This window comes from uncultured Clostridium sp. (assembly GCF_910588715.1).
Lineage (GTDB): Bacteria > Bacillota > Clostridia > Clostridiales > Clostridiaceae > Clostridium.
On the sequence record NZ_CAJURG010000004.1, the window covers coordinates 69,290 to 94,020 of the forward strand.

Annotated in this window: 19 protein-coding genes and 1 other annotated feature (1 of these 20 cut by a window edge); of the genes, 3 read left to right on the plus strand and 16 right to left on the minus strand. The window is 26.5% G+C overall.

Annotated elements, in window-relative coordinates; translation table 11 throughout:
- Positions 1 to 10 (minus strand) — a binding site (T-box leader) (it extends 234 nt beyond the left edge of the window).
- A gap of 229 nt (positions 11 to 239) precedes the next feature.
- A complete protein-coding gene (locus QZ321_RS08195; protein ID WP_291748290.1) occupies positions 240 to 452 on the plus strand; it encodes a (2Fe-2S)-binding protein in 213 nt (70 codons plus the stop codon).
- Between the two features lie 154 nt (positions 453 to 606).
- Here QZ321_RS08195 and QZ321_RS08200 read toward each other — a convergent pair whose 3' ends face one another.
- From QZ321_RS08200 to QZ321_RS08225, 6 genes are all read right to left on the minus strand, one after another.
- Positions 607 to 2,400: a S8 family serine peptidase gene (locus QZ321_RS08200; RefSeq protein ID WP_291748287.1), complete on the minus strand. Its 1,794-nt coding sequence runs from the start codon at positions 2,398 to 2,400 to the stop codon at positions 607 to 609.
- A gap of 300 nt (positions 2,401 to 2,700) precedes the next feature.
- Positions 2,701 to 2,922, minus strand: coding sequence for a phosphopantetheine-binding protein (locus QZ321_RS08205; RefSeq protein ID WP_291748284.1), 222 nt, complete (start codon positions 2,920 to 2,922; stop codon positions 2,701 to 2,703).
- A gap of 16 nt (positions 2,923 to 2,938) precedes the next feature.
- Positions 2,939 to 4,276 (minus strand): radical SAM protein, encoded by a 1,338-nt coding sequence (locus tag QZ321_RS08210; protein ID WP_291748281.1) that lies wholly within the window; start codon positions 4,274 to 4,276, stop codon positions 2,939 to 2,941.
- Complete coding sequence (locus tag QZ321_RS08215; protein ID WP_291748278.1) at positions 4,266 to 5,300, minus strand: radical SAM protein; 1,035 nt, start codon at positions 5,298 to 5,300, stop codon at positions 4,266 to 4,268. The genes QZ321_RS08210 and QZ321_RS08215 overlap by 11 nt, the downstream gene beginning before the upstream one ends.
- A gap of 46 nt (positions 5,301 to 5,346) precedes the next feature.
- Entirely contained in the window at positions 5,347 to 7,005 is a 1,659-nt protein-coding gene (locus QZ321_RS08220) for an ABC transporter ATP-binding protein (RefSeq protein WP_294196581.1), read from the minus strand.
- Positions 7,006 to 7,045: 40 nt separating this feature from the next.
- Entirely contained in the window at positions 7,046 to 8,104 is a 1,059-nt protein-coding gene (locus tag QZ321_RS08225) for a hypothetical protein (RefSeq protein WP_291748271.1), read from the minus strand.
- 331 nt (positions 8,105 to 8,435) lie between these two features.
- Between QZ321_RS08225 and QZ321_RS08230 the strand changes: the two genes are divergently transcribed.
- On the plus strand, positions 8,436 to 9,611 hold the full coding sequence (locus QZ321_RS08230) for a class I SAM-dependent rRNA methyltransferase (protein WP_291748269.1): 1,176 nt from the start codon (positions 8,436 to 8,438) through the stop codon (positions 9,609 to 9,611).
- 120 nt (positions 9,612 to 9,731) lie between these two features.
- Here QZ321_RS08230 and QZ321_RS08235 read toward each other — a convergent pair whose 3' ends face one another.
- Together QZ321_RS08235 and QZ321_RS08240 are read right to left on the minus strand one after the other, a co-directional pair.
- Entirely contained in the window at positions 9,732 to 10,658 is a 927-nt protein-coding gene (locus QZ321_RS08235; protein WP_291748267.1) for a TIGR01212 family radical SAM protein, read from the minus strand.
- Between the two features lie 123 nt (positions 10,659 to 10,781).
- The gene (locus tag QZ321_RS08240) at positions 10,782 to 11,864 is read right to left on the minus strand and encodes a hypothetical protein (RefSeq protein ID WP_291748264.1); all 1,083 of its coding nucleotides are present in this window, start codon (positions 11,862 to 11,864) and stop codon (positions 10,782 to 10,784) included.
- 149 nt (positions 11,865 to 12,013) lie between these two features.
- Here QZ321_RS08240 and QZ321_RS08245 point away from each other — a divergent pair, with 149 nt between their 5' ends.
- Positions 12,014 to 13,072 carry a transporter gene (locus tag QZ321_RS08245; RefSeq protein WP_291748262.1) on the plus strand — a complete coding sequence of 353 codons (1,059 nt, stop codon included), beginning with the start codon at positions 12,014 to 12,016 and terminating at the stop codon, positions 13,070 to 13,072.
- Between the two features lie 66 nt (positions 13,073 to 13,138).
- On the opposite strand, the gene QZ321_RS08250 is transcribed toward QZ321_RS08245, so the two are convergent.
- The 8 genes from QZ321_RS08250 to carB form a co-directional block, all read right to left on the minus strand.
- Complete coding sequence (locus QZ321_RS08250) at positions 13,139 to 14,473, minus strand: peptidoglycan-binding domain-containing protein (protein ID WP_291748259.1); 1,335 nt, start codon at positions 14,471 to 14,473, stop codon at positions 13,139 to 13,141.
- A gap of 67 nt (positions 14,474 to 14,540) precedes the next feature.
- Positions 14,541 to 18,176, minus strand: a complete 3,636-nt coding sequence (locus tag QZ321_RS08255) for a S8 family peptidase (RefSeq protein ID WP_291748257.1) — start codon at positions 18,174 to 18,176, stop codon at positions 14,541 to 14,543.
- Positions 18,177 to 18,246: 70 nt separating this feature from the next.
- Positions 18,247 to 18,921, minus strand: coding sequence for a helix-turn-helix transcriptional regulator (locus QZ321_RS08260; RefSeq protein ID WP_291748254.1), 675 nt, complete (start codon positions 18,919 to 18,921; stop codon positions 18,247 to 18,249).
- A complete protein-coding gene (locus QZ321_RS08265; protein ID WP_291748249.1) occupies positions 18,914 to 19,288 on the minus strand; it encodes a DUF3783 domain-containing protein in 375 nt (124 codons plus the stop codon). Before QZ321_RS08265 ends, QZ321_RS08260 begins: the two co-directional genes overlap by 8 nt.
- A gap of 114 nt (positions 19,289 to 19,402) precedes the next feature.
- Positions 19,403 to 19,927: a peptidylprolyl isomerase gene (locus QZ321_RS08270; RefSeq protein WP_291748246.1), complete on the minus strand. Its 525-nt coding sequence runs from the start codon at positions 19,925 to 19,927 to the stop codon at positions 19,403 to 19,405.
- A gap of 204 nt (positions 19,928 to 20,131) precedes the next feature.
- Positions 20,132 to 20,410 carry an STAS-like domain-containing protein gene (locus tag QZ321_RS08275; RefSeq protein WP_291748242.1) on the minus strand — a complete coding sequence of 93 codons (279 nt, stop codon included), beginning with the start codon at positions 20,408 to 20,410 and terminating at the stop codon, positions 20,132 to 20,134.
- 155 nt (positions 20,411 to 20,565) lie between these two features.
- Positions 20,566 to 21,342: a glutamate racemase gene (gene murI, locus QZ321_RS08280; RefSeq protein WP_291748240.1), complete on the minus strand. Its 777-nt coding sequence runs from the start codon at positions 21,340 to 21,342 to the stop codon at positions 20,566 to 20,568.
- A gap of 179 nt (positions 21,343 to 21,521) precedes the next feature.
- The gene (gene carB, locus QZ321_RS08285) at positions 21,522 to 24,731 is read right to left on the minus strand and encodes a carbamoyl-phosphate synthase large subunit (protein WP_291748238.1); all 3,210 of its coding nucleotides are present in this window, start codon (positions 24,729 to 24,731) and stop codon (positions 21,522 to 21,524) included.

The window sequence follows — 24,731 nt, forward strand, 5'->3', positions numbered from 1 at the left end:
TAGTCTTTAATGAAATTATTATATATTAAACAATTGTAATTTGTCAATTGAACCTAAAATTTCATATTTATTTTTTACCTTTATATAAATAATTGTAATCAATTAATAATTGTTCTTATTTAATGTTGACTATTTTGATATACTATGATTTAATATAGTTGTTGAAACGTATTACGCAAAATTTAATTAATAATTAATTTTTGTATTTCCTAATATCTTTGTATTTTGGAGGATTCGTTATGGAAAATAACTTAAATGCTGATATCCTTGATAAAATTACAAAAGTCTGCACTTGTAAATCTATCTCTAGAGCTAAGATTAAAGAAACTATTAAAAATGGTGCCCATACCGTTGAGGAAGTTTCTAAAATAACTGGTGCATGCACTGGAAGCTGTCATGGGTTTAGATGCAAATCAAAGATTCAGAGTTTAATCGAAGATTATTCAAAATAATACAACTCCAAAACTCCCCTATAAGTTTAACGATTTAAACCACTTACAATTGTAAGTGGTTTTTTATTTATATATTATTAAATTATATTTTTAAATGCAATAGTTGTAGTTAAATCTAAAATAATATTGTTGTAAATTGTTAAAATATCTCTAATTATTCTTTAAAATATTCAATAATACTTTCAACTAATAAATTTATTTCTTCGTTTTCATTAAGTATAAAAACATTTTTGTTAAAATAATTATTTAAAATCTTTTTACATTTCTTTAACTCAATATTGCTTACTTTATAATAATTATTTCCTGTTATTGACCATTTATTATTTTTTAACAAAGGAAATAATACAAGTGCTATAATCTTACCTTGAGTTAAGCTTTCAATATAAGAAATTGTTCTCTCTATATATTCAATTTCATCTGTAACATTTACACATAATATTATAGCATCGGGATTGCTAGCTAATAATAACTCATGTTGTGCTAAAGGATAAAACCCTATATTTCCACTAGTATATGGTATTGTTTGAGATTGAGATCCTACTAATATAATATCATTTTCTCCATTATCAATTTTCGAAAGTTTCTCATTAATAAATATTATAGATTCTTTTCCTCTTATATTGACTGTTGAATCATATCCTATTGGATAACAAAAATCCATTCCAAATAATAATGCTGATGGCTCAGTTCCTAATTGACCAATTTTATATCCTTTTTCTAACAAAGCTTTTCTTAAATTTAACTGCAATGTATATTTTCCTTGCTTAGAGCTTGTTCCAAATATACCCAATACCGGTATAGATATTTCATGTAATTTATTCAAATTTTTATTAGAAATATTTTCTTCACAAACATAAGGATAATAAACCCAATTACCTTGTGATTTTAAAATTTTTAATAAATCTTCATATTTGTTCAAACTATCGAAAGCATATAAATTCTTTTTATATTCTATACATTTTTTTAATATATATATAATAAAATCTTCTTTAGCTAAATTTGATAATATTCTCGTATGACCTAATATAAATGTATCAAATTTATCATTCCAATTTATTTTTCTTAAATCTTGAACTAAAAACTTTTTATTATCAATAATTTGTGAACCAATATTACAAGTTAATCTATAATCATATATTCCACTAATATCAAACTTTAGCATATCCTTAAATCTTATTATGCTATGTATCTCTTTATTAAAAGGAAAAATTATAGCATTATTTATTTCTCCAATTTTACTTAATGCCTCCTCCTCCTTAACTTTTAATACACTAATAGCACTATGTTCTAAAATATCCATAATTTCAGACTTAGATTTTATTTTCTTATTAATAAGATTTGAAATTTTCGCAGTAATATATGGTGCTGCAAAACTGGAACCAGATACATTTTTATAAGAATTATTTATCCATGGTAATCTTTGCTCTCTTCCTATTGCCAAAAAATTAACACTACTATTTTTGACCATGAAATAATCAGTTGGATTAATGCAATCAATATTCCAATCAACTCCTATTACGGACTTATAAGCTGCTGGATATGAAATTGCACCATTATTATCAAATGCTGCAACTATAATGATTCCTTTTTCTATTAACCTATTACATATTTCTTCTAACTCAATTTTTTGAGTAGTTTCTGTTACTCCATTACTAATATGTATTATATCAATATCTAAATTTTCATAAATATAGTTAAGTGCAAATATTAAATCCTCTGTTGTAGTTTCTTTGTAAGAATCAAATAATTTTATTATATATATTTCTGAGTTTGGAATTAGTTTTTTAATCTGATATGTAATTGCCGTACCATGCCCTACTGTATCTTTTATATCTTGATTTACAAAATATTTATCATCAAATTCTATATTAATTCCTTTAAATTTATATTCTTTCAATTTTTCATGTTCTTCTTCTACTCCACTATCTATTATTGCAATTTTAACCATAATATCCCCTAAATTTAAAATATTTAATTAAAATTAGCAACTACAAGCAAACCATCCATTTTCTGCATATAAGCAAATTTTGTTTTGCTTTTTATTTTTTTTCACAAGCTTTTTCATACACCTTTCCTCCTTTCCTATTAAATTTTAATTATTATTAAAATAATAAACCTGTTTTAATTAAGTCTTTATTTTTAATAAACAGGATAACTAAAAATACTAATTATAGATAATTAAATATATAACTTTAAAGTTAATATCTTTAATTATCCTGTTTAATTCAAACTTTTTAAAATTTTATTCTTATAAATATTTTGAAATTATATTTTCAAAAGCTAATATACTATTAAACTCTTCAACTAATAATTTTTCATTTTCTATTTCTATTGAAAAAAAATCTTCTATTTCCATTAATATACTAATAAATGTTAAAGAATCCATATCAATAGTTTCTTCTAAGTTTTCTTCATTTACCTCAATAGCATTATCTTTAAAAATCTGAATAATATTATTTTTAATGTCCATATTTTATTCTCCCTTATCATATATCTATGCACTTATTAAAATTACTTGCATTTATAGCTTGCAATCTAAAAAGTTCAATAATTTCATATTTTCTACAAGCAATTTCTGATTTTTTCAGTTTTTCATAAGAGCATCCTACCATTCCACAAAAAGGTAATACGCTACAGTTAAAACAATCTTTCTCCCTTTTGTTTAAGCCTGTCCATAAATTTGATTTTTTAATATTTACCTTATCTAATGAATTATTAATATTACCTATATTATTTAAATCTTTAAATTCTTCATCATATATTGCAAGTGTACATTTATTCAAACTTCCATCATAGTTAACTATAAATCCATTTTTTTTACTTCCATCACAGATAGATTGATATTTATTATATTCATAAAAACGAGGTAATTGAATATTAAGTTCAGTTGCCCTATTCATCCATTTTAATAAAATATCACTTTCTTTATTTATAATTTCATTTTTTATATTCTCTATTTTAACTCCTCCCCAATCTTTTACTCTTTCTAAATATAAATAAAATCTTCTATCATCTCCAAATTCACTTTTATAAAATTTAAGAAAATCTTCTCTATATTTATCAATTTCTTTAGTTAAATTTACTCTTATAGCTATTTGAAAAACCTTTAATTTGATATTATCCCTAATATCACGCAAATTATTTATTATAGTATCAAATGATTCTTGTCCATTTTTAAATCGTCTATATTTATTATGTGTTTTATTAATCCCATCAATAGTAATTTGATAAAATAAAATATTATTTCTAATTAATTTATTAAATGTAGAAATATCTAATTCTGAACCATTAGTAGTAATTGAACCTATAAAATTCACCTTATTTTTTTTACATATATTTTTAATTTCACTAGAAATATTTATAACTTTATCTTTACATATTAATGGTTCTCCACCAAACCAATTTAAACTTAAATGCTTATAATTATATATATTTACCGAAACAAATTTCATTAATGACTTTATCACAGTATCACTCATATAATGTACTTGATCTTGTTGATAACAGTACTTACAATTAAAATTACAAGCATCAGTTGGAACTATTGTTAAATTCATAAAATCATATCCATAAATCGATTTTTCAATTTCGTCTTTCACAATTTTCATTTCATTAATATCCGATTTAACTATAATCCCCGTATCTAACATTTTTTTTACTAAATTCTTATTGGTAATTTTTAAATCATTATTCAATATTTTTAATACTTCATCTTCATTTTCTTTTGAAATCCTTAACATTTTATTTGAATATGTATTAATAATTAATAAATTATTATTAATATCTCTACATTTTATATTAAAAATTGATTTATTATAATTCATTACTTTTTTCACCCCCATATTTTCCTTGAAATAGTAAACAATTTTTTATTGGTAATGATAAATTATCATGAAGTTCTTTATTCATTGCTCTACATGGTCTACATCTATTTTTATATAAACACTTATTACATAAGGAAGAATTATCATTACTATTATTTCTTAACTTATATAATACTTTTGAGTTTTTCCAGTAATCCTGTATATTTTCAAATGCTTCTCTATGATACAAATGAGTGCATGGTAAAAACTCCCCTTTTTTAGTTATTGCACAAAATGTTTTTCCTGCATTACATCCAGTCATTTTAGGTACATTACCATCAAAACAAAATGCCCCTAAAATATTATAGCAATTTTGTATAGTTATATACTTATCATTGTCATTTTTTTTAATAACTTCTCTAACTAATTCATAATCTGATTTAGTTAACTCTGAATTTATTTCTCCATAACTTGTTAATTTATTAGCAACTATATTTATTTTAAATGCTTTAAATCTTTTAGCTAAATTAATCATATTAATTAAATCTTTAACATTATCATGTCTTGCTACCCAATTTATAGAATACTTTATATCTAATTTAAATAATAAATCAATAGCTTTCATTGTTATATCAAATCCATCTCTAGATTTATTGTGTATATATTTATTAGATCCATTTAATGATAATAGGAATTCTACCTTGGTTCCCTCCAGCTTTTTCAAAAATATTGTGTTTATTCCATACCCACTTGTAAAACATACAGGAATAATATCTGCTTCAGAAATCCTCCAAATAATATCTATTATTCTACTATGAAGTAAAGGCTCTCCCCCATTTAAAACTATTTTCTTTACACCAATACTTTTTGCTTCATTTATTATCTGTAAAATCTTTTCATAACTCATTTCACCCTGTCTTTTTAGATCTTTATAACATTGTTTACAATGTAATGGACAAATATCCGTTATTTCCACTTGTAGTAACTTTGGATTAATTAAATATTTATTTTTCTTTAAAAACTTTAATTCAGTTAAGGTATTCATTGTTCTTCTCCCTAATTACTTATTAAATAATAATCTATGTTAATTATTAAATTACACACTTCAAACTTAAATTATCATAACTATCAATTTCTACTATTTCTCCCTTATCCATAACTATAATTTCATCATACCTTTGTAATAATTCTTTATTGATTTTATGAGTTATAGTTATTATTGTAAGGTCTTCTTGATTTAATAACTTATCTTCAATATCATATGCTGTTTTATTGTCTAGAGATGAGGTTCCCTCATCTATTACTAATATAGGTGTATTTTGAATAATCGACCTAGCTATAGCTACCCTTTGCTTTTCACCACCAGATATATTTTTCCCATTTTCCCCTACTGAATAATCTAATCCATCTTCTAATTTATATAAAAATTTATTTACTCCACTTGCTTCTAATGCACTTTTTATCTTTTGATCATCAAATTCTTTCCAAAGTAAAATATTATTTTTTATACTATTATCAAACATATAAACATTTTGATGAATAATTGATAATAACTTACTTAAACTTTCATATTTAACCTTTTTAATTTCTTGATTATCTATTGTTATACTACCATTATAGGTATCATAATATCCTAAAATAAGCTTTATTAAAGTGCTTTTACCACAACCACTTTCTCCAATAATGGCATACTTTTTATTCTTTTTAAATGTACAATTTATATTCTTTAATACGTTTTTGTCACTTTCATAACCAAAATCTAAATTTCTTATTTTAATTTCATGATTAAATGAACCTACTTCTTTAAGATTATTACTACTATTTTCAGTATTTATTATATCTATAAGCTTTTTATTTACGCTTTTCATACCATTAATTTGAGTAGCTCTTTGAATTATCCACATTATAGGCCCATGAATTCCGTTTCCTAATTGTATTACAGCTATTAAGCTTCCTATAGATAAACTTCCCCTTAATATAAAAAATCCACTAATAATTAACCCAGTTATTTGACAACCTATAGCTAAAAATGATGAAATTGAATCGGTAAATGCTCTAATATTATCGCTTTTAAACCTATAATTTGAAAGAGTAATATTTTTTTTATTAAACTCTTTATTTATGATTTTATTTAAGTTATAAGATTTAATTACCTCATAACCTAAAAACATATCTTTTATTATGTTTGTGAATACACCTAATTTAGTAGATAATTCTAGTTGATTTTTATCTATTATTTTACTAAATATAATTGGCACTACTAACATTAACATGGCAGTTAAAAATAAAGATAATGTAACCCATACATTTAAAGATAAAAGAATTATAACTGTTCCAATAAACATAACTATATAACCAATCATTAATATTATTGGATTTATATAATTATTTTCTACTAAAGAAATATCATTAGTTAAATGTGAAATATACTCTGCTGTATTATGAGAAGAAAAATCTTTATATCCTTTTTTAAATAATCCCTTAAATAAATCTTCTCTTAGTTTACTTACAGTTTTTTGTAAATACTTAGCATAAGTTGCACCTGTTAAATACTCAAAAAAGCTAAGAGTTAACGAATATAAAATAATAAATATAGCTAACCTTGCAAATTTATCAACATCACCATTCATTACAGTATCAACAATTTGTTGTAATAATAATGCAATAAAAACATACATAAGCGAAGTAGTAACTTTAAAAATTACAGTTAAACTTAATAATATTTTATATTTTAAAATATATTTTTTCATATTCCCTCCCTAATAATACTTTTTTAATTATTACTTTTATTTAATAATTTTCTAATATAAATTTTTCCATAATCTCTTTTACTTTTGATAAGACAATTCTTTCATTTTCATGAAAATCAATTAAATTTTTTACAACTACATCAATATTTTTTCCGTTCCCATTTAAGTCATATTTAAGTGCTAAATTAAAGGCTATATATAATTTATTCGTTATATACTTATCTAATAAAACAATATTATTTAAAGTAATATTATTAATTTTAAATAAATAATTAATTCTTTCATATAATATTTCTCTATAATCTATAATTTTCCTAATGTTAGTAGAATAAAAATACTCCTTGTCAGAATAATTATTTAATAAAATTTTTTCACCTGCATTTATTAAATCTTGTATACAAGCTAAATACCCATCATAAAACTCTACATCATTCTTTAAATTATTATTTGTATATTTATATTTTGTTTCATTACATAATTCTAGAATATCATAGTACAACAAAAATATATTATCATCATAACTATATCCATTTTTCACCTTTATAAGATTGATTGGATAGTGATATTCTCTTTTATATAACAAAGTTTGTCCAATTTTATTTATATCTATTTTATCTAAATAAGAATAAGCTTTTTCTATATCTATATATGGTATTTCTTCAATGTCCCAACCTTTTTTCCCAAGAATAGGACATAAAAATACTTTTTTAATATCATCATATCCGAATATAATCAATTCATGTATATATAATTCTTCAGTAGTATTCTCTACTCCTAAAATAGAATAATTGCATTCTAAAATAATATAATTATTTTCTTGAATACTTTGTTTAATGAAATTAATAATTTTATTAGATTTTATTTCTTTGTGTAAAAAACCCTTTATATTCAAAATATCATTATAAACACTAAGTTGATTATATATCTTACCTTTAACACCAAAAAAAACATTTCCATTACCATCAGCATAAATCTTATTATATTTTTCAAATTTCCAATTTTTCAAATTATCATATGCTTCTATTATGGCAAACCTAAAAAAACTCCAGCATTCTGTTTCCAATCTATTCTTTAATGATATAGGTAGAACTTTTTTCATATATCCTCCAACTCTATTTCTAATTTATACATAAAATTGTATCATTTACCATAAATTATGTAAACGATTTTATTTACTTTTAACACTTTATTAACATATTTATTTTACTAAATTTATACACTATTTTGTAATTTATTGGTTATTAAAAAATAATTATGCTTTATTTAAGAAATTTTCAAATTTAATTAAAATAATTAATCTAATACTATAAATATATTAAACAAATTGTTATTAAATAAATTTATATAACTACTAAATTAAATTTTTTATTATTCTTTAATACTTATGTTATAATCGTATGAGAATTAATAGAAAAGGAGTAATTAATATTATGGCATGTAAATTTTTCTTACATCAAGGAAAAAATAAAAGAGCCGAGCAAGGCCGTCCTTGGATATACATAGATGAAATAAACGAATATGATGGTGATTATGAAAATGGAGATATTGTTGAAGTTTATAATCATAAAAACTACTTTATAGGTAAAGGCTACATAAATGATAGAAGTAAAATTACTATAAGAATAATGACTAGAGATATAAACGAAGAAATAGATGAAGAATTTTTTAAGAAAAGATTTGCCGCTGCATGGGATTATAGAAAAACTGTTATTGATACTTCATCTTGCAGATTTATATTTGGTGAAGCTGATTTCTTACCTGGTTTAACTGTTGATAAATTTGAAGATTATTATGTAATTCAAATATCAACTTTAGGAATGGATAAATATAGAGAATTAATTGTAAAAATATTAGTTGAAGAATATGGTGCTAAAGATGTTTATGAAAGAAGTGATATAAAGACTAGAGAAATTGAAGGGTTAGAACAGACTAAGGGATTCTTAACTGCTCCATTTAATACTGATATTGAAATTATTGAAAATGGAGTTAAATACATAGTTGATTTAGAAAACGGACAAAAAACAGGATTTTTCTTAGATCAAAAAGAAAATAGAGCTGCTATCCATAGAATTTGCAAAAATAAAGATGTCTTAGATTGCTTTACTCATACTGGTTCATTTGCTTTAAATGCCGGTATTGCTGGTGCAAAATCAGTTCTTGGAATTGATGTATCTCAACATGCTGTAGATTGTGCTACAAGAAATTCTGAATTAAACAACTTACAAGATGTTGTAAAATTTGAATGTCATAATGCCTTTGATGTACTTGGAGATTGGTCAAGAGAAGGCAGACAATTTGATGTTGTTATTTTAGATCCTCCAGCATTCACTAAATCTAGGAATACTGTTAAATCAGCAATTAGAGGTTATAAAGAAATTAATCTTAGAGGCTTAAAAATGGTTAAACCAGGTGGTTATTTTGCTACATGTTCCTGTTCTCATTACATGAGTGAGGAACAACTAAAGAAAACTGTTCTTGAAGCAGCACATGATGCTAGAAGAACTTTAAGACAAATTGAAGTTAGAACCCAAAGTTCAGATCATCCAATTCTTTGGAATTCTGATGAATCATATTACTTAAAATTCTTTATTTTCCAAGTTGTTTAATCTTTAAAAATAAACATAATATCTTATCTTGTTATTAGATTTCTTGGCTACTAATAAAACGTTAGTAGCCTCTAACTTTTAAAATTAATAAAAAACTATTTATAAAGTTGTTAACTTATTCTATTTAAAATCTTTTCCTTGCCAAATATTATTATCTACAAGTGCCTTATCAATATCATTTAAAACTTCCCATTTTTTTAAACTCCACATAGGTCCAATTAAACTTTGTCTTGGAGCATCGCCCGTTAATCTATGTACTACCATATCCTCTGGTATCATAGCTACACCCTTACATATTAAATCAATATAATCCTCTTTGCTTAATAGCTTTAATTCTCCACTTTCATATTGTTCAACCATTTTAGTACCTTCCATTAAATGCAATAAGTGAAACTTGATTCCTTGAGCTTTAGAGTGTGCAACATAATCTATAGTTTTTAACATATCCTCTTTAGTTTCTCCTGGAAGCCCAAATATAGTATGTACAACAACTTCTATTCCTCTTTCTTGTAATTTCTTTAAACTACTATCAAAAACCTCAAAATCATATCCTCTATTAAAGTTATGCGCTGTTTCATCATTTATAGTTTGTAACCCTAATTCAACCCAAAGATAAGTTTTTTTATTTAATTCTTCAAGATAGTCTAAAACATCATCATCTAAACAGTCTGGTCGAGTTGCTATAGATAAAGCAATAACATTTTTTTGAGATAATGCTTCCTCATATTTTCTTCTTAATTCTTCAACTGGAGCATAAGTATTAGTATATGCTTGAAAATAAGCAATATACTTACCATCCTTCCACTTCTTCTCCATCATTTCTTTTCTATCCTCAAATTGCTCTGTAATTGATAATATTCTACTTCCTGCAAAATCTCCTGAACCTCTGGCACTACAAAAAGTACATCCTCCTTTTGCAACCTTTCCATCTCTATTAGGACAAGTAAATCCTCCATCTAATGATATTTTAAATATCTTTTCTCCAAATTTATTTCTTAGGAAATAATTTAAACTGTGATACCTTTTTCCATTCCATTCCTTCATCATTTTTCTCCTTATATTAACTCTTTCATTTACCTTAAAATTAATTTTTATAATTAAAATAGAGGTCATGTATTTAAACATTAACCTCTTTTATTTTTACTATATTATAAATTACTTATCTATTAATTACAATTTAATCATTTCTTCAGACTTTATATTTAAACTATACTTACCAGTACTATTATCATTAGTACCATCTGTTTTATAAACACTTATAATTAATTTGTCTCCATCAAAATTCTCTGCTTTAACGCTATATATATCTTTATTAAAAGTATCATCTAATTTAGAGCTTATTTTAGATCCATCATCTGCTTTATATATATTTAATCTTTCTATTCCTGATTTATCTTTATAATTAACAGCTATATTATCATCTTCTTTAGAAAAAATAAAATTTTCTATTTGAACATTGTTTAATAAATCTACAGGTACAACCTTACTTGTAATAGGTTTTTCTAATATTTCTTGTAATTCACTTATTTGATTACCTTGAGAAGCCGTACCACTTGTTACATCATCAGTACCATTTTGCATTAATGTATTATCAATATAAGCAATACAAATAAATGCATTATTATCATCTACAGTAGAAATAGCTATCTTTTCTCCTGTAAATCCTAAAACTACTTTTCCAAAGTTATTATTTGGCACCTTTTCTTTATATACCATAATTTTATTATCTTTTAAATATGTATCCTTTGGAATATTATTTAAGCTTATTACTAAACTACTTTTTCCCCCTTTTTCTCCTATTATTCTTAATGAATTATTTTTTATATATAATTCCCTTTGTGGCTTTGCCTTAACTTCACTTATGCTGTAATTATCTCCATTTCTATTTACTTTTATAGTATAACTTTCTAAATCACTTTTTGGCTCTAAATTTGAATCTCTAACAACATTAAAAATATAATATGCAAATTCAGTACCTGCTATTGTTTTATCAAGTTGAAAACCAGCTAAATTTGAAACTCCTTCAGATAAATTAATATTACTTGAAACTAACTCATCTAAACATGCTTCATTAGCTTTTTCAATATTACCATTACTAACATTTATTAAGTAATTTGTTGCTAAATCCTTTCCTTTAAATACATCAAATAAATCTATAGCTACTTCACTTTTTTTTTCTAATTTACTACATCCACTTAACATACTTACAGTCAAAAGTAATGTAACACTTAAAAATCTTTTAATGCTAAACATATTAATTAATCTCCTCGCATATTTATTTCACCTATAAAAAATCTCTTAAATTTATTTTACCTAATAAAATATAGCTTATTCACAAAAAAAGAATAATTGTAATGTAACCTTTATATATTAGATATTAGAAATATATTGGGGGGATATGCGTGAAGAAAGATTTCACTAAGATTTTTCAAATTGCTGCTGTATTTATTGGAACAATTGTTGGTGCTGGACTTGCTTCTGGTAAAGAAATTACTCAATTTTTCACTTCTTTTGGTATAACTAGCTTTTTGGGAATACTCTTTTGTGGAGTATTTTATATATTGATGGGCTCAATAATAGCAAAAATAGGTATGAAATATAATCTTAATTCTTATAGTGATGTTTTAAAAATAATAAGTCCTAATTTACTAGGTAAAATAACTGGAATCATAACAACTTTTTATTTAATTTCTAGTGCCTCAATCATTCTTGCAGGAAGTGGTGCTTTAATTAATCAGTTCTTTGGAATACCTAAAATTATTGGTACGTTAATAATGCTTTGTCTTGCTTGCATCTTTTTACTTAGAGATACAGAAGGACTTATTGAAGTAAACTCCTTTATTGTTCCTGCTCTATTGTGTACAATTACTTTTATTTTAATTTTTTATTTTTTATTTTCTAAAGATTCAATTTCACTACAACATATATCTAGCTTTGAACCTCCTAAAAATGGTGTTATTGTTTCTACCATACTTTATGCTGGATATAATATACTTTGTTGTTCTGGTGTTTTGGTTCCATTAAGTAATGAAACTAAAAACTCTAAAGTCATGGTTTATGGTATTGCCTTAGGTGCTTTAGGATTAACCTTATTGTCTTCCGTTATTAATTTATTACTTTTAGCAAATCAACCTTATATATTTGAACTTGAAATACCATTACTTTTAGTTGCACAAAGATTCGGTAACATTATGCAGGCTTTATTATTAGTAATAATTTGGCTTGAAATGTTTTCTACAGAGGTTTCTGATGTATATTCAATTAGCAAAACACTAGAACAAAGTTTTAATATTAAATTTAAGAAAGGAATTTTTATAGTTTTAGCAGTAGCACTACCAATATCTCAAATTGGCTTTTCAAATTTAATCTCAACACTATATCCCCTTTTTGGTCTACTAAGTTTAATATTCATAACACAATGTATTTATTTTTATTATAAACATAAATCAGAACTTAACTAAACTGCTCATTACGTGGAAATAAATTTTAAAGTTTTTTATTTCCACGTAATAAGCAAAATTATTTAATTAATCATCAAAGTAATTCATTTTTGGTACTTCTTTTGAATTTAATATATCAAAAGATAATGGTGGAATAAACGTCCTTTGTTTAACAGATGACCTTAATTCTGCAATTCTAGTTACTCCAACATATACATCTGATATTTTATACCAAGTTGCATAATCTACAACTCCTGTTTGTGGTAAATTAAATACTCCTTGAAATACCTTAACTGCTTCTGCTGTCTTTGAACCATAAATTCCATCAACTGCTGATTTAGGTATTAAAGGATAGTTTTTAGATATTCTATTTAATTGTTCTTGAATTGTTTCAACTTCAGTTCCACTAGAACCTATAGTTAAATCATATCCAGGATAAGAACTAGGACTTCCCTTTACAACTTCTGCTGTAACTAATTCAATATCATTTCCATAGAAACTTGTTAATATTTCATATGGAGTTTTTCCTTCATCTCCAAGATATTTACTTCCCCATTGCGTCATCCATCCAGGACATTTAACATTTTTACCATCACAGTATTGAGTTAATAAAGGTTGCTTCCTTCCTTCCCTTCTTATATATCTTGAAAAAATATCATCAACGACTACGCTTATACTGTCATATATATTTCTTCCATAAGTAAAAGCATGATCATATGCTGTTGAATTTGTAATATCATAATTTTTTCCCTTTCCTCTATACCATTCTGTATAAATTCTATTTAAGGTAAATGATATTATTGCATAAATATTTGCCCTTATTGTACTTTCTGGCCAAGTTGAATATATTTCACAAGATGCTACATTTTTAATGTAATCTTTATATAAAACTTTATAATTTGGTGCTGATGTATTACTTGGTGTTCCTGTATGAACTGTTATAAATTCAGGAACAACAGGCTTTGGAAGAACAACTCCACTAGTTGGTGGTGGCAATGGTTTATCTACTTCTTCCGGAATTTTGGCTGGATAATTACCATTTAAAGTATTAGGAGATATATTTATTACGTCCGCTCTTTGCAATCCTCTATTTTTATTTTCTATTAATTGACATTGTTGTATAGCTGTTTGCCCTGGGAAAATTTGAATTCCATTTATAACAAGACTTTGAAACCCTTCTCTTTCTATTCTTAAATCATATAAACTATAAGGTGTTGGTTGTGATGGCTCTTGTGAATATTGTAATGGTGGTGCATCTAACTCTATTGTTTGAGATTCACCTGATGAGTTAGTAACTAAATTTACTTCTTTACTATCTCCTGTTTCATTTGCTGATGGTATTAAAACTGCCTTACTTCCATCTACTGGTATATAAGTATCACCTACAAAACATTGTATTTTTAATCTGCCCTTTTCAGCCATAATTACTCCTCAATATATATTAATCCATTAATATTAATATGCTTATTATATATCTTTAGTTACTAAACTATATTTCTTTAGGTTTTCTTACAAATAAATTTCCCACACTATATTCATCATAACTATTCATTTCTCTAGATGTGTCTTTTTGACCATAGACTTCTTTTATAATATCAAATACTCCCTGCAAATCAAAAATTCCATATCCCCATTCTATATTTGGATAAATATCTCCACTTCTTGTCCTGCTTCCTGCAATAATATATGATCTTACTTGTGGTGTATATATTGCTGGTTGATTTTTATTAACTATTGCCCATTGTAAAATCAAAGCACATCCTCCAGCTACTACAGCTCCAGCTACTGAACCACCAGTTGCTACTCCTGTTCCTCCACCAGGTTTAAGAACTGTTGCACTTACACCACCAGCTGTTATATCAGGCTTTATTCTATTATCCCTTGTATATCCTCTACCCGATTCACTTACAATGGCATTATTATTTTGATTATAATATGAAACACTAATAGCACCAGTAGATGAACTAGGAACTGTTAATGTTGTATTTGAAGTAGAATTTAATAACTTAGTATCTGGTTCTAATAATTCTCTCTGAGGTATCCAAGCATAATAACTTCCATCAACTATATATAAACCTTTTAATCTTAATTTCCATACTCCTTCTCTTAAATTACTAGCTTTTATAATAATTACAGAATCACCAGTTATATAATCAGGACTACTAAAATTTATAATCATTTCCGTTTCTTCATAAGTAAATCTTATTTTTTGATTTCTAGACAACTTTGATGTTAAATTACCTATTACCTCCCCAGATGGTGATACTATTGATAGACTTACAATATTAGGCTTATTAATATATATTTGAATTGGTAATACTTTCTGATTTTTTCCTACTCTAAGTTCTATATCATTAATATCACCAGCATTTTTAATTGCTCCTTCAACATGTGTTTCAGTATTTCCTTGATTTCCTGTATTAGTTACTATTAATGTTCCAACTTGCCTTGAATAATTTTCTATAGGTCTCTCCAAAATACCATCACCAGAATGTGCAGCCATATTAGTTCCAAGTGGTATATATATAACTATTGGCCTATTAAATTCATTCCCTACCGATACTGCATATCTAAGTCCTAAAAGTATATTCCAAGCAGTATATGCAACTTTTCTAGAATCTATATATGATTGATTTAGTTCAACCTCACTTGCTCTTTTAAGCTTTACCACTACAAATTCACAATCTGGTGCTGCTCCTTTTAATTCTGGATTTATACCCCTACCTCCAACAATACCAGAAACCATTGTTCCATGACCAATTTCATCTTTAGATGGAACTATTGAATAGGGATCTTGTCCTTTTTCTTTTGTTGATATAGCTTCAGTTATTTGTTCTTCTGTAAATTCTTTACCATACTTAATACCATATATATTTTCTGTTGAATCTAATGTTTGATCCCATATTCTAAGCACTCTAGATGTCCCATCTTCTCTTTGAAATTCCTCACTTAAATAATCTATTCCTGTATCAATTATTCCTACAAGCACACCTCTACCATTTAACCTTAAATATGGATTATTATTAAACGTAGATGCACCACTATCTTCAACTGGAGATATATCACTTAATGTAAATATTGGTGGCAAATCAAAATCAACTATGCTATTAGCCAACTTATCTATTTCACTAATTTTATCGCTTGGAGCTATTATAATTGCAAAAGTTTCAGATATCATTGTTCCTTCCACACCTTGTATTTTTAAAATTTCGTTAAGTCTTTCTTTATTAGGAACTTCTATTAATAATACCATTGAAGCTTCATCTTGATCACTTTTACTATTATTAGAGTTAATTTGCTTAACTACGTTTCCTTGACCTGATTTTATAGATTCGTCTTTATTTGTATTAGAGTTTGGTTCATCTTGTCTAATTAATTTATCAAACCTAGACCCTAATTGTTCTAAAGTTAATCCAATGCTATTATATGCACATACTTCTCCATATCCCCAAGCCGGATCTGGATAAATAACTCCTCTTTTTTCCTTTTTAGCTCCACTAATTAAATAATACTTTAATCTTTGACCATACAAATAAGGGTCATTTTTTTTAACTATTCCCCATTGCATCATTAATGCACATATACCTGAAACATTTGGTGTTGCCATAGATGTTCCTGTTTTTCTATCAAAAGACTTATCAGGAATTGAAGAATAAATATTTTCTCCTGGAGCTACTATATCTGGCTTTATATATTGACCAACATAAGGCTTTCCTCTTCCACTAAATGGTGAAATATTATTTGTCAAATGGTTATAACTTCCAACAGAAATAACATTGTTTACAGTTGCAGGAATTCCTAACGTATTATCTATAGTTGGATCTAAAAACTTTGTTGTTATATTCAGCCCTTCAGATATTGGTAACCATATATTAAAAGCTCCCTTATACTCATCCACTTTTTTAATAATTAACTTCCATTGTCCCGGTGATACAAATTCATTAACTCCCCTAAGTATAATTCCAACTTCTCCACTAATATCAAAAGGCTTAGATCCCGTATCATATATTTCAAAAACAGTTCTTCCAAGCCTTCCTTCTCTAAAGCCTTCTGCTAAAAACATTTCTCCACTACTTACACCACATGGACATTCAAGCTCTATGCTAATCTTAGGTAAAATTGATTTATATATGTTTAATGCTATAATAGCTTCTGCATCCCCTACATTAAAATAAATTTCATTTACATTTTTTAATTCTCCTGAAATATGATGTGATGCCTCTGCTTCATTACCTGCCGCTATTACTATAGTTTCTTTTTCTAATATTGTTGCTATATTTATATATTGTTCAAGTAAACTGCTTCCATTATGAGCCCCATCATTAGTACTTAAACTCATATTTATAACTAAAGGTAATTCTAATTCTTTTGATTTATCTCTTAAAAATTTTAAACCTTTCATTATTTGAGTACTAAGTGCAAATCTAGTTCTCGCAACTTTAACCATAGCTATTGAGCTATTTGGTGCTACTCCATAAAACCTCTTATCTATTTTTCCACCACCACAAGCAATTCCAGCTACATGTGTTCCATGACCAGCTAAATCTATAGAATTAACTATAGAAAACGGATCTGGTGATTTTAATGCTTCATTTATAGCATTACTATCAAATATTTTTCCACCTTGATCTAAATCATAAATATATTTTATTCTAGTTGTTCCATCTTCATTTATAAATGAAGGATGAGTATAATCTATTCCTGTATCTATAAATCCAACTAATATTCCACTTCCATCTAAATTGTATGAACTAACAGTTTGTGGAATACAAGACGCCCTATTTGCTGATTGATCTGTAGTATACAAACTCTTTGGTAGTTCTATATATTGAATAGCAGGATTCAATGCTAAATCAACTAACTTATCCACAGGAATTGTAACAATTCCAAAATTATACCCTAAATCTTCATACTTTCCTCCTAAGTTATCCACAATTTGAGTTACTTTATCCACACTATCCCCAGAAATTATAATAACTTCTATTTCTGATTGCATATTTTTTGCTAAAAAACTGTTTGACACATTTAATTTTCCCAAAACTTGAGATGGTAAGTTTTTTAATAATCCTAAATAATTTTGATTTGAGCTATTAGTTTCTATATTATCAACTCCTGATAAAATCACTTTTTATATTATATGCTTTTACATTAATTTTGAGTTAATGGTATAAAAAAAAGTGCTTAATAGCACTTTTCTATAATCTAATTTCTATTCTTTCCAATTTTGCAATTACTGATATCTCTTTAGATTCTACAGTTTCAGTCATAAGAGCTCCCCCGTTACTTACAAGAAGTAACTTTGAATTTCCTAGACTCTTTATTTGTCTTACTTTCCTACTTCCCTTGTAATCAACTAAAAATATACCATTATTACTTACTTCTTTTACTAAATGTGCAAAAGCTAAATCCCCTTGCATCATTCTAAATCCAGACATTTCATTATCTTGAATTTCTAAATACATAACCTTGTCTTGTGGAAAACCTTCTACCTTATTTGAATGTATAGGTAATTCAATTTTCCCTTTAACATTTTTTAAACTATAATCATAAATTGGAACATTCTTTAAAACAGATGAAAATGCATTATCCCAAACTTCCTCTGTTTCTATATTTGCTGGTTTTTTATTAATTGTAGCATAACTTTTTCTTTCTTCCATTAACGCTTCATCTGTTACAACCATACTTACATCATTTAAATCTGTTTTTAAAATTTTAGCAGCTTTATCTATAAATGATTCTTGTACAATTCTTCTTCCTGTTTCAACTTCATTTATAAATTTTTCTGCAACTCCTAATTTTTTTGCAAGTGCTTTTTGTGTCATTCCAGACTTTACTCTTGCTTCCTTTATTTTTTCACCAACTCTACTCATTGCTCTTTTCCTTTCCAAATTTTAAATTCCATTCTTTCTCATTTATTAAATACTTAATAAGATAACTTATTTTCCAATTAATAAATTGTTGTGTTACTACAGCTAATATTCCATCTTTAATGTTTTTTCTTGTATCTACCATTGCTTTTTTAACTTCTTCTTGTGATAAATTATTATATAGTATTATCTTTTCTTCAACCGGACAATTGTTAAATATCTCAAATTTCAAACCAATTATAATATCTATTAATATCATTTCACACATTTCCGGAGTTATTTCTATTAACTTATATCCTAAATTTCTTAACCTTAAAATCTCCAAACTAGATAATCCATATACTAAAATACACTTATTATTATCAAGCATTATTGCTCACTCCAGTATACACATATAAATTTAATTTAAGGCTGTATTAAAAATAATTGTGAAATCACATTTATTTTAATACAGCCCTTAAAAGCTTAAACATTACTTGAAATATTAGTCTTCTATTATTTCAGGTTCATCAAACTTTTCACCAAAAGTTTCTACAGTTACTTTTTTCATTACTTGATCTTCATATGGCTTATCACTATAATCTCTCTTAGTATTAACTATCTTTGTAGCAACATCTAATCCTTCTATTAATTTACCAAATGAAGCATATTGACCATCTAAATGTGGTGCATCTTCAACCATTATAAAAAATTGGCTGCCTGCTGAATCTGGATGCATTGCTCTAGCCATAGATAAAACACCTTTTGTATGTTTTAAATTATTGGCAAATCCATTTCTTGAAAATTCACCTTTTATACTATATCCAGGACCTCCAATTCCCATTCCTTCTGGACATCCACCTTGGATCATAAATCCTGGGATAACTCTGTGGAATATTAAACCATCATAAAATCCTCTATTTATTAAATCAACAAAATTCTTAACAGTATTTGGAGCTATTTCTGGATATAACTCCGCTTTCATTACATCTCCGTTTTCCATTTCTATAGTTACTATAGGATTCTTCATAAAATTACCTCACTTTCATTTTTTGGTATAATTTATTATTATCATATTTTTATATAGTAATTCAATCTTTTGAGTAAATTTTTTATTTTTTTAAACTAATTTAATAAAAGACAAAGAAAAAAGCCTCGAAAAACGAAGCTAATAAATCATAGAATATAAATAAATATTTATTGAAATATATTATAAATCAATAAAAACTTTCATTTATTGTTGAAATGCAGTTCCTAAAACTACTCTTGAATAGTCACTATAGTTTGACAAATTTTTAACATCAATTTGTTTAAAAATATAGTCTCGTCCAAATTTATTCATTAAATCTGTAAATAAACATATTAAAAAGGTTGATGGAATTCTTTCTAAACCGTCAAAATCTAAAGTTACACCTGTATCTAAATTGTTTTTTACTATTTCTCTTAATAAAATAGCATCCTCTATTGAATAACTTTCTCCTAAAAATTCTTTTATTTTTATATTTATACTCATATTGTCCCCACGCTCCTTTTTGAATTTTCTGAAAATTCTTTCTATAATAATACTATATACTTTTGCTTAAATATTGTCAACTATTTAACAATATTTTTTTAAAATTTTCCTATTTTAGATATAAATAAAAAAACGCCCATTGGCGCTTTTTTTGCTTATAGTTGCTGAATTAATTTTAAACTTAAATCAATAACCTTTTGATCATGTAATGAATTATATATAGTTATGTTTCCTGTTTCTTCTCTATCACTTAATAAATCTTTTTCTTTTAATCTTCTTTTAATTTCCCTTGCTGTTCCTTCTCCACCATCTATTATTGCAACATCATTTCCCATAATTTTTGATATAGCATCCTTAACAAAAGGATAATGAGTACAACCAAGGACTATAGAACTTATTTCTTCTTTATTATATAAAGATAATTTTTCTTCTAAGTAATCTTCTAATTCTTTTCCACTTAAAACTCCATTTTCAATAAACTCCATAAGACCTGCACATGGTATTGGAACTATCTCAGCCTTTTCTTTATATTTATTAAGTAATAAATTAAACTTTTCTTGCTTTATAGTCATTGGTGTTGCCATTATTAATATTTTACCATTTTTATTTAGTTCTACTGCTGGCTTTATGGCTGGTTCTATTCCAACAAGAGGCATATCAGGATATACTCTTCTTAATTCACTTACTGCTGCACTTGTTGCGGTATTACATGCAACAACTAGTCCCTTTATTCCCTTTTCCATCAAAAATTCAACTACATTAAATGTTAAATCTCTAATTTCATTTCTTTCCTTTACACCATATGGAGCATTTTTTGAATCTCCAAAATATATATAATTTTCATTAGGCATTATCTTTATTGCTTCCCTCATTACACTTAAGCCCCCAACGCCTGAATCTAAAAAACCTATTGGTAAATCCTTTTTTTCCAAGTCATCTCACTCCAATTTATATATTAATTAATTTTATTTTATACCTTAATTAAATGTAAATCTACTTTGATTTACTATAATATATAGATTATGGTCTATTTTTCTTTCAACAAAAAATTATCAATTATTACATATTAAAATAAAAAAGAGGGTGCAAAAAACATCCTCTTTTTTATTAATTAAATTTCACTTATATCAAAAACTTCTAAATCTTTCTTATCAACTTTAGTTACCTTAACATCAGCAATCGCTCTTAAAGTGTCTAAAGCCGTAATAACTCCTATATTTCTTTCTATAGCAGCTCTTCTAATTAAGAATCCATCTCTCTTAGAATCATTTCCCTTAGTTGGAGTATTAACAACTAAATCAACTTCTTTATTCTTAATAACATCTAATATATTAGATGTTTCTTCATTTAATCTTCTTACTTCTTCAACATCAACCCCTGCTTCTCTTAGTAGTTTGCAAGTACCTTCTGTTGCTATAAATTTATAACCTGCCTTAGCTAAATCTTTTGCTATTGGTAAAAACTCTGCCTTATCATGCTTATTTATTGTAGCTAATATTTTTCCTTTTTCCATTGAAGGATACATTCCACCACCAACAAATCCTTTATATAAAGCTTCCTTAACATTTCTTCCTACTCCTAAAACTTCTCCTGTAGATTTCATTTCAGGACCTAAAGATACTTCAACCTTAGGTAATTTTTGAGTTGAAAATACTGGAACTTTAACTGATACTAGTTCTGGTTCTGGATAAACATCTATTCCATATCCTAAATCAATTAATTTTTCTCCAAGCATAACCTTTGTAGCTAAATCTACTATAGGAACTCCACTTACCTTACTAATATAAGGAACTGTTCTTGAAGCCCTTGGGTTAACTTCTATTACATAAAGATTACCTTCAAATTCTATAAACTGAATATTTATCATACCTTTAATACCTATAGCTAAAGCTAATTTTTTAGTATAATCTAAAACTTTTGCTTTTATTTCATTACTAATATTTTGACTTGGATACATTGTTACAGAATCTCCAGAGTGAACCCCTGCTCTTTCTAAATGCTCCATTATACCAGGTATTAAAATATTTTCTCCATCGGATATAGCATCTACTTCTATTTCTCTACCCATTAAATATTTATCTATAAGAATTGGATTCTTTTTGTCTTTCATAAAGGCATTTTTTAAATAGTATGTTAACTCTTCTTCATCATGAGTTATTTCCATACCTTGACCACCTAAAACATAAGAAGGTCTAACAAGTACTGGGAACTTTAGTCTTCTTGCTTCTTCTATCCCCTCTTCTAAAGACCAAACTCCCTTTCCCTTTGGTCTTGCTATATCAAATTTTTCAAGCAATTCTTCAAATCTCTCTCTATCTTCAGCCATATCAATTTGATCTGCTGTAGTTCCTAAAGTTTTAATTCCCTTTTCCTTTAAGAAGTTTGCAAGTTTGATTGCTGTTTGACCACCAAATTGAAGAATAACCCCATATGGTTTCTCTTTTTCAATTATGTTTAATACATCTTCTTCTGTTAATGGTTCAAAGTAAAGCTTATCTGATATATTAAAATCAGTACTTACAGTTTCAGGATTGTTATTAACTATTATAGTTTCAATTCCCATCTTTTTTAATGCCATTACACAATGAACTGAAGCATAATCAAACTCTATACCTTGTCCTATTCTTATAGGTCCTGAACCTATTACTATTACCTTTTTCTTATCTGATACTTCAACTTCATCATATTGCTCATAAGTTGAATAATAATATGGAGATAAAGCTTCAAATTCGCCTCCACAAGTATCAACCATTTTATAAGCTGGTCTTATATTCCAAATACTTCTTAATCTATAAATATCATCTGGATTAACCTTTAACATATCTGCTATTGCTTTATCTGAGAAGCCCTTTTTCTTAAGATTTAACAACCACTCTTTATCTAAATCATCTATTTTACTTAATTTTAATCTAGTTTCTTCGTGTACTATCCATTTAAATTTTTCTAAGAAGAAAATATCTATTCCAGTGATTTTAGCTATACTTTCTATTCTATAATCTCTTCTTATCATTTCTGTAAGAGCAAATAATCTTTCATCATCTGGCTTCATTACAGCTTCTTTTAATTCCTTTATACTCATTTCTTTAAACTTTGCATGGTCTAAAGAATATTTTCCTATTTCTAAACTTCTAATTCCCTTTAGTAAAGCAGATTCTAAATTAGCACCTATAGCCATTATTTCTCCAGTTGCCATCATTTTTGTACCTAAAGCTCTATCTGCTGTAAAGAACTTATCAAAAGGCCATTTTGGAATTTTAACTACTACATAATCTAATGTTGGTTCAAAACATGCATAAGTTTTTTGAGTTACTGCATTTTTAATTTCATCTAATCCATATCCTAAAGCTATTTTTGCTGCAAGTTTTGCTATTGGATATCCTGTAGCTTTTGATGCTAAAGCTGATGACCTTGAAACTCTAGGATTAATTTCTATAACTGCATATTCAAAAGAGTTTGGATTTAAAGCAAATTGTACATTACATCCACCTTCAATTCCTACTGCATTAATAATATTTATTGATGCACTTCTAAGCATTTGATATTCTTTATCTGATAAAGTTTGAGACGGTGCTACAACTATACTATCTCCAGTATGAATTCCTACTGGGTCAATGTTTTCCATATTACATACTGTTATACAATTTCCGTACGAGTCTCTCATTACTTCATACTCTATTTCTTTCCAACCCTTAACTGACTTTTCTAATAAAACTTGTCCTATAGTGCTTAATTGTAATCCAGATGCAAGAATAGTTCTTAACTCCTCTTCATTTTCAGCTATTCCTCCACCTGTTCCTCCTAATGTATAAGCAGGTCTTACTATAACTGGATAACCAATTTTATTTGCAAAAGCCATTCCTGTTTCCATATCTGTTACTATTTCAGACGTAATAACTGGCTCATTGATTCTGTGCATCATATCTCTAAATAACTCTCTATCTTCACCTTCCTTGATAGAAGTTATCGACGTTCCTATAACTTTAACACCATACTTTTCTAATATTCCTGCATCATGTAAATCTACAGCTAAATTAAGACCAGTTTGCCCACCCATACCTGCAAGTAAACTATCAGGTCTTTCCTTTTTTATTACCTTTTCAACAAATTCTAATGTTAATGGTTCTATATAAATTTTATCAGCAACTTCTCTATCAGTCATAATAGTAGCAGGATTAGAATTAACTAATACAACTTCTATTCCTTCTTCCTTCAATGCTTGACATGCTTGAGTTCCTGAATAATCAAACTCTGCAGCTTGACCAATAACTATTGGTCCTGATCCTATAACTAAAACTTTTTTAATATCTTTATTTAATGGCAT

Bases quoted from the DNA above. Each gene is read 5' to 3' on its own strand.
- QZ321_RS08215 (WP_291748278.1), bottom strand. From the start codon at position 5,300: ATGAATACCTTAACTGAATTAAAGTTTTTAAAGAAAAATAAATATTTA.
- QZ321_RS08225 (WP_291748271.1), bottom strand. From the start codon at position 8,104: ATGAAAAAAGTTCTACCTATATCATTAAAGAATAGATTGGAAACAGAA.
- QZ321_RS08275 (WP_291748242.1), bottom strand. From the start codon at position 20,410: ATGAGTATAAATATAAAAATAAAAGAATTTTTAGGAGAAAGTTATTCA.
- QZ321_RS08200 (WP_291748287.1), bottom strand. From the start codon at position 2,400: ATGGTTAAAATTGCAATAATAGATAGTGGAGTAGAAGAAGAACATGAA.
- QZ321_RS08250 (WP_291748259.1), bottom strand. From the start codon at position 14,473: ATGGCTGAAAAGGGCAGATTAAAAATACAATGTTTTGTAGGTGATACT.
- QZ321_RS08235 (WP_291748267.1), bottom strand. From the start codon at position 10,658: ATGATGAAGGAATGGAATGGAAAAAGGTATCACAGTTTAAATTATTTC.
- QZ321_RS08220 (WP_294196581.1), bottom strand. From the start codon at position 7,005: ATGAAAAAATATATTTTAAAATATAAAATATTATTAAGTTTAACTGTA.
- QZ321_RS08240 (WP_291748264.1), bottom strand. From the start codon at position 11,864: ATGTTTAGCATTAAAAGATTTTTAAGTGTTACATTACTTTTGACTGTA.
- QZ321_RS08260 (WP_291748254.1), bottom strand. From the start codon at position 18,921: ATGAGTAGAGTTGGTGAAAAAATAAAGGAAGCAAGAGTAAAGTCTGGA.
- carB (WP_291748238.1), bottom strand. From the start codon at position 24,731: ATGCCATTAAATAAAGATATTAAAAAAGTTTTAGTTATAGGATCAGGA.
- QZ321_RS08230 (WP_291748269.1), top strand. From the start codon at position 8,436: ATGGCATGTAAATTTTTCTTACATCAAGGAAAAAATAAAAGAGCCGAG.
- QZ321_RS08205 (WP_291748284.1), bottom strand. From the start codon at position 2,922: ATGGACATTAAAAATAATATTATTCAGATTTTTAAAGATAATGCTATT.
- QZ321_RS08195 (WP_291748290.1), top strand. From the start codon at position 240: ATGGAAAATAACTTAAATGCTGATATCCTTGATAAAATTACAAAAGTC.
- QZ321_RS08265 (WP_291748249.1), bottom strand. From the start codon at position 19,288: ATGCTTGATAATAATAAGTGTATTTTAGTATATGGATTATCTAGTTTG.
- QZ321_RS08270 (WP_291748246.1), bottom strand. From the start codon at position 19,927: ATGAAGAATCCTATAGTAACTATAGAAATGGAAAACGGAGATGTAATG.
- QZ321_RS08210 (WP_291748281.1), bottom strand. From the start codon at position 4,276: ATGAATTATAATAAATCAATTTTTAATATAAAATGTAGAGATATTAAT.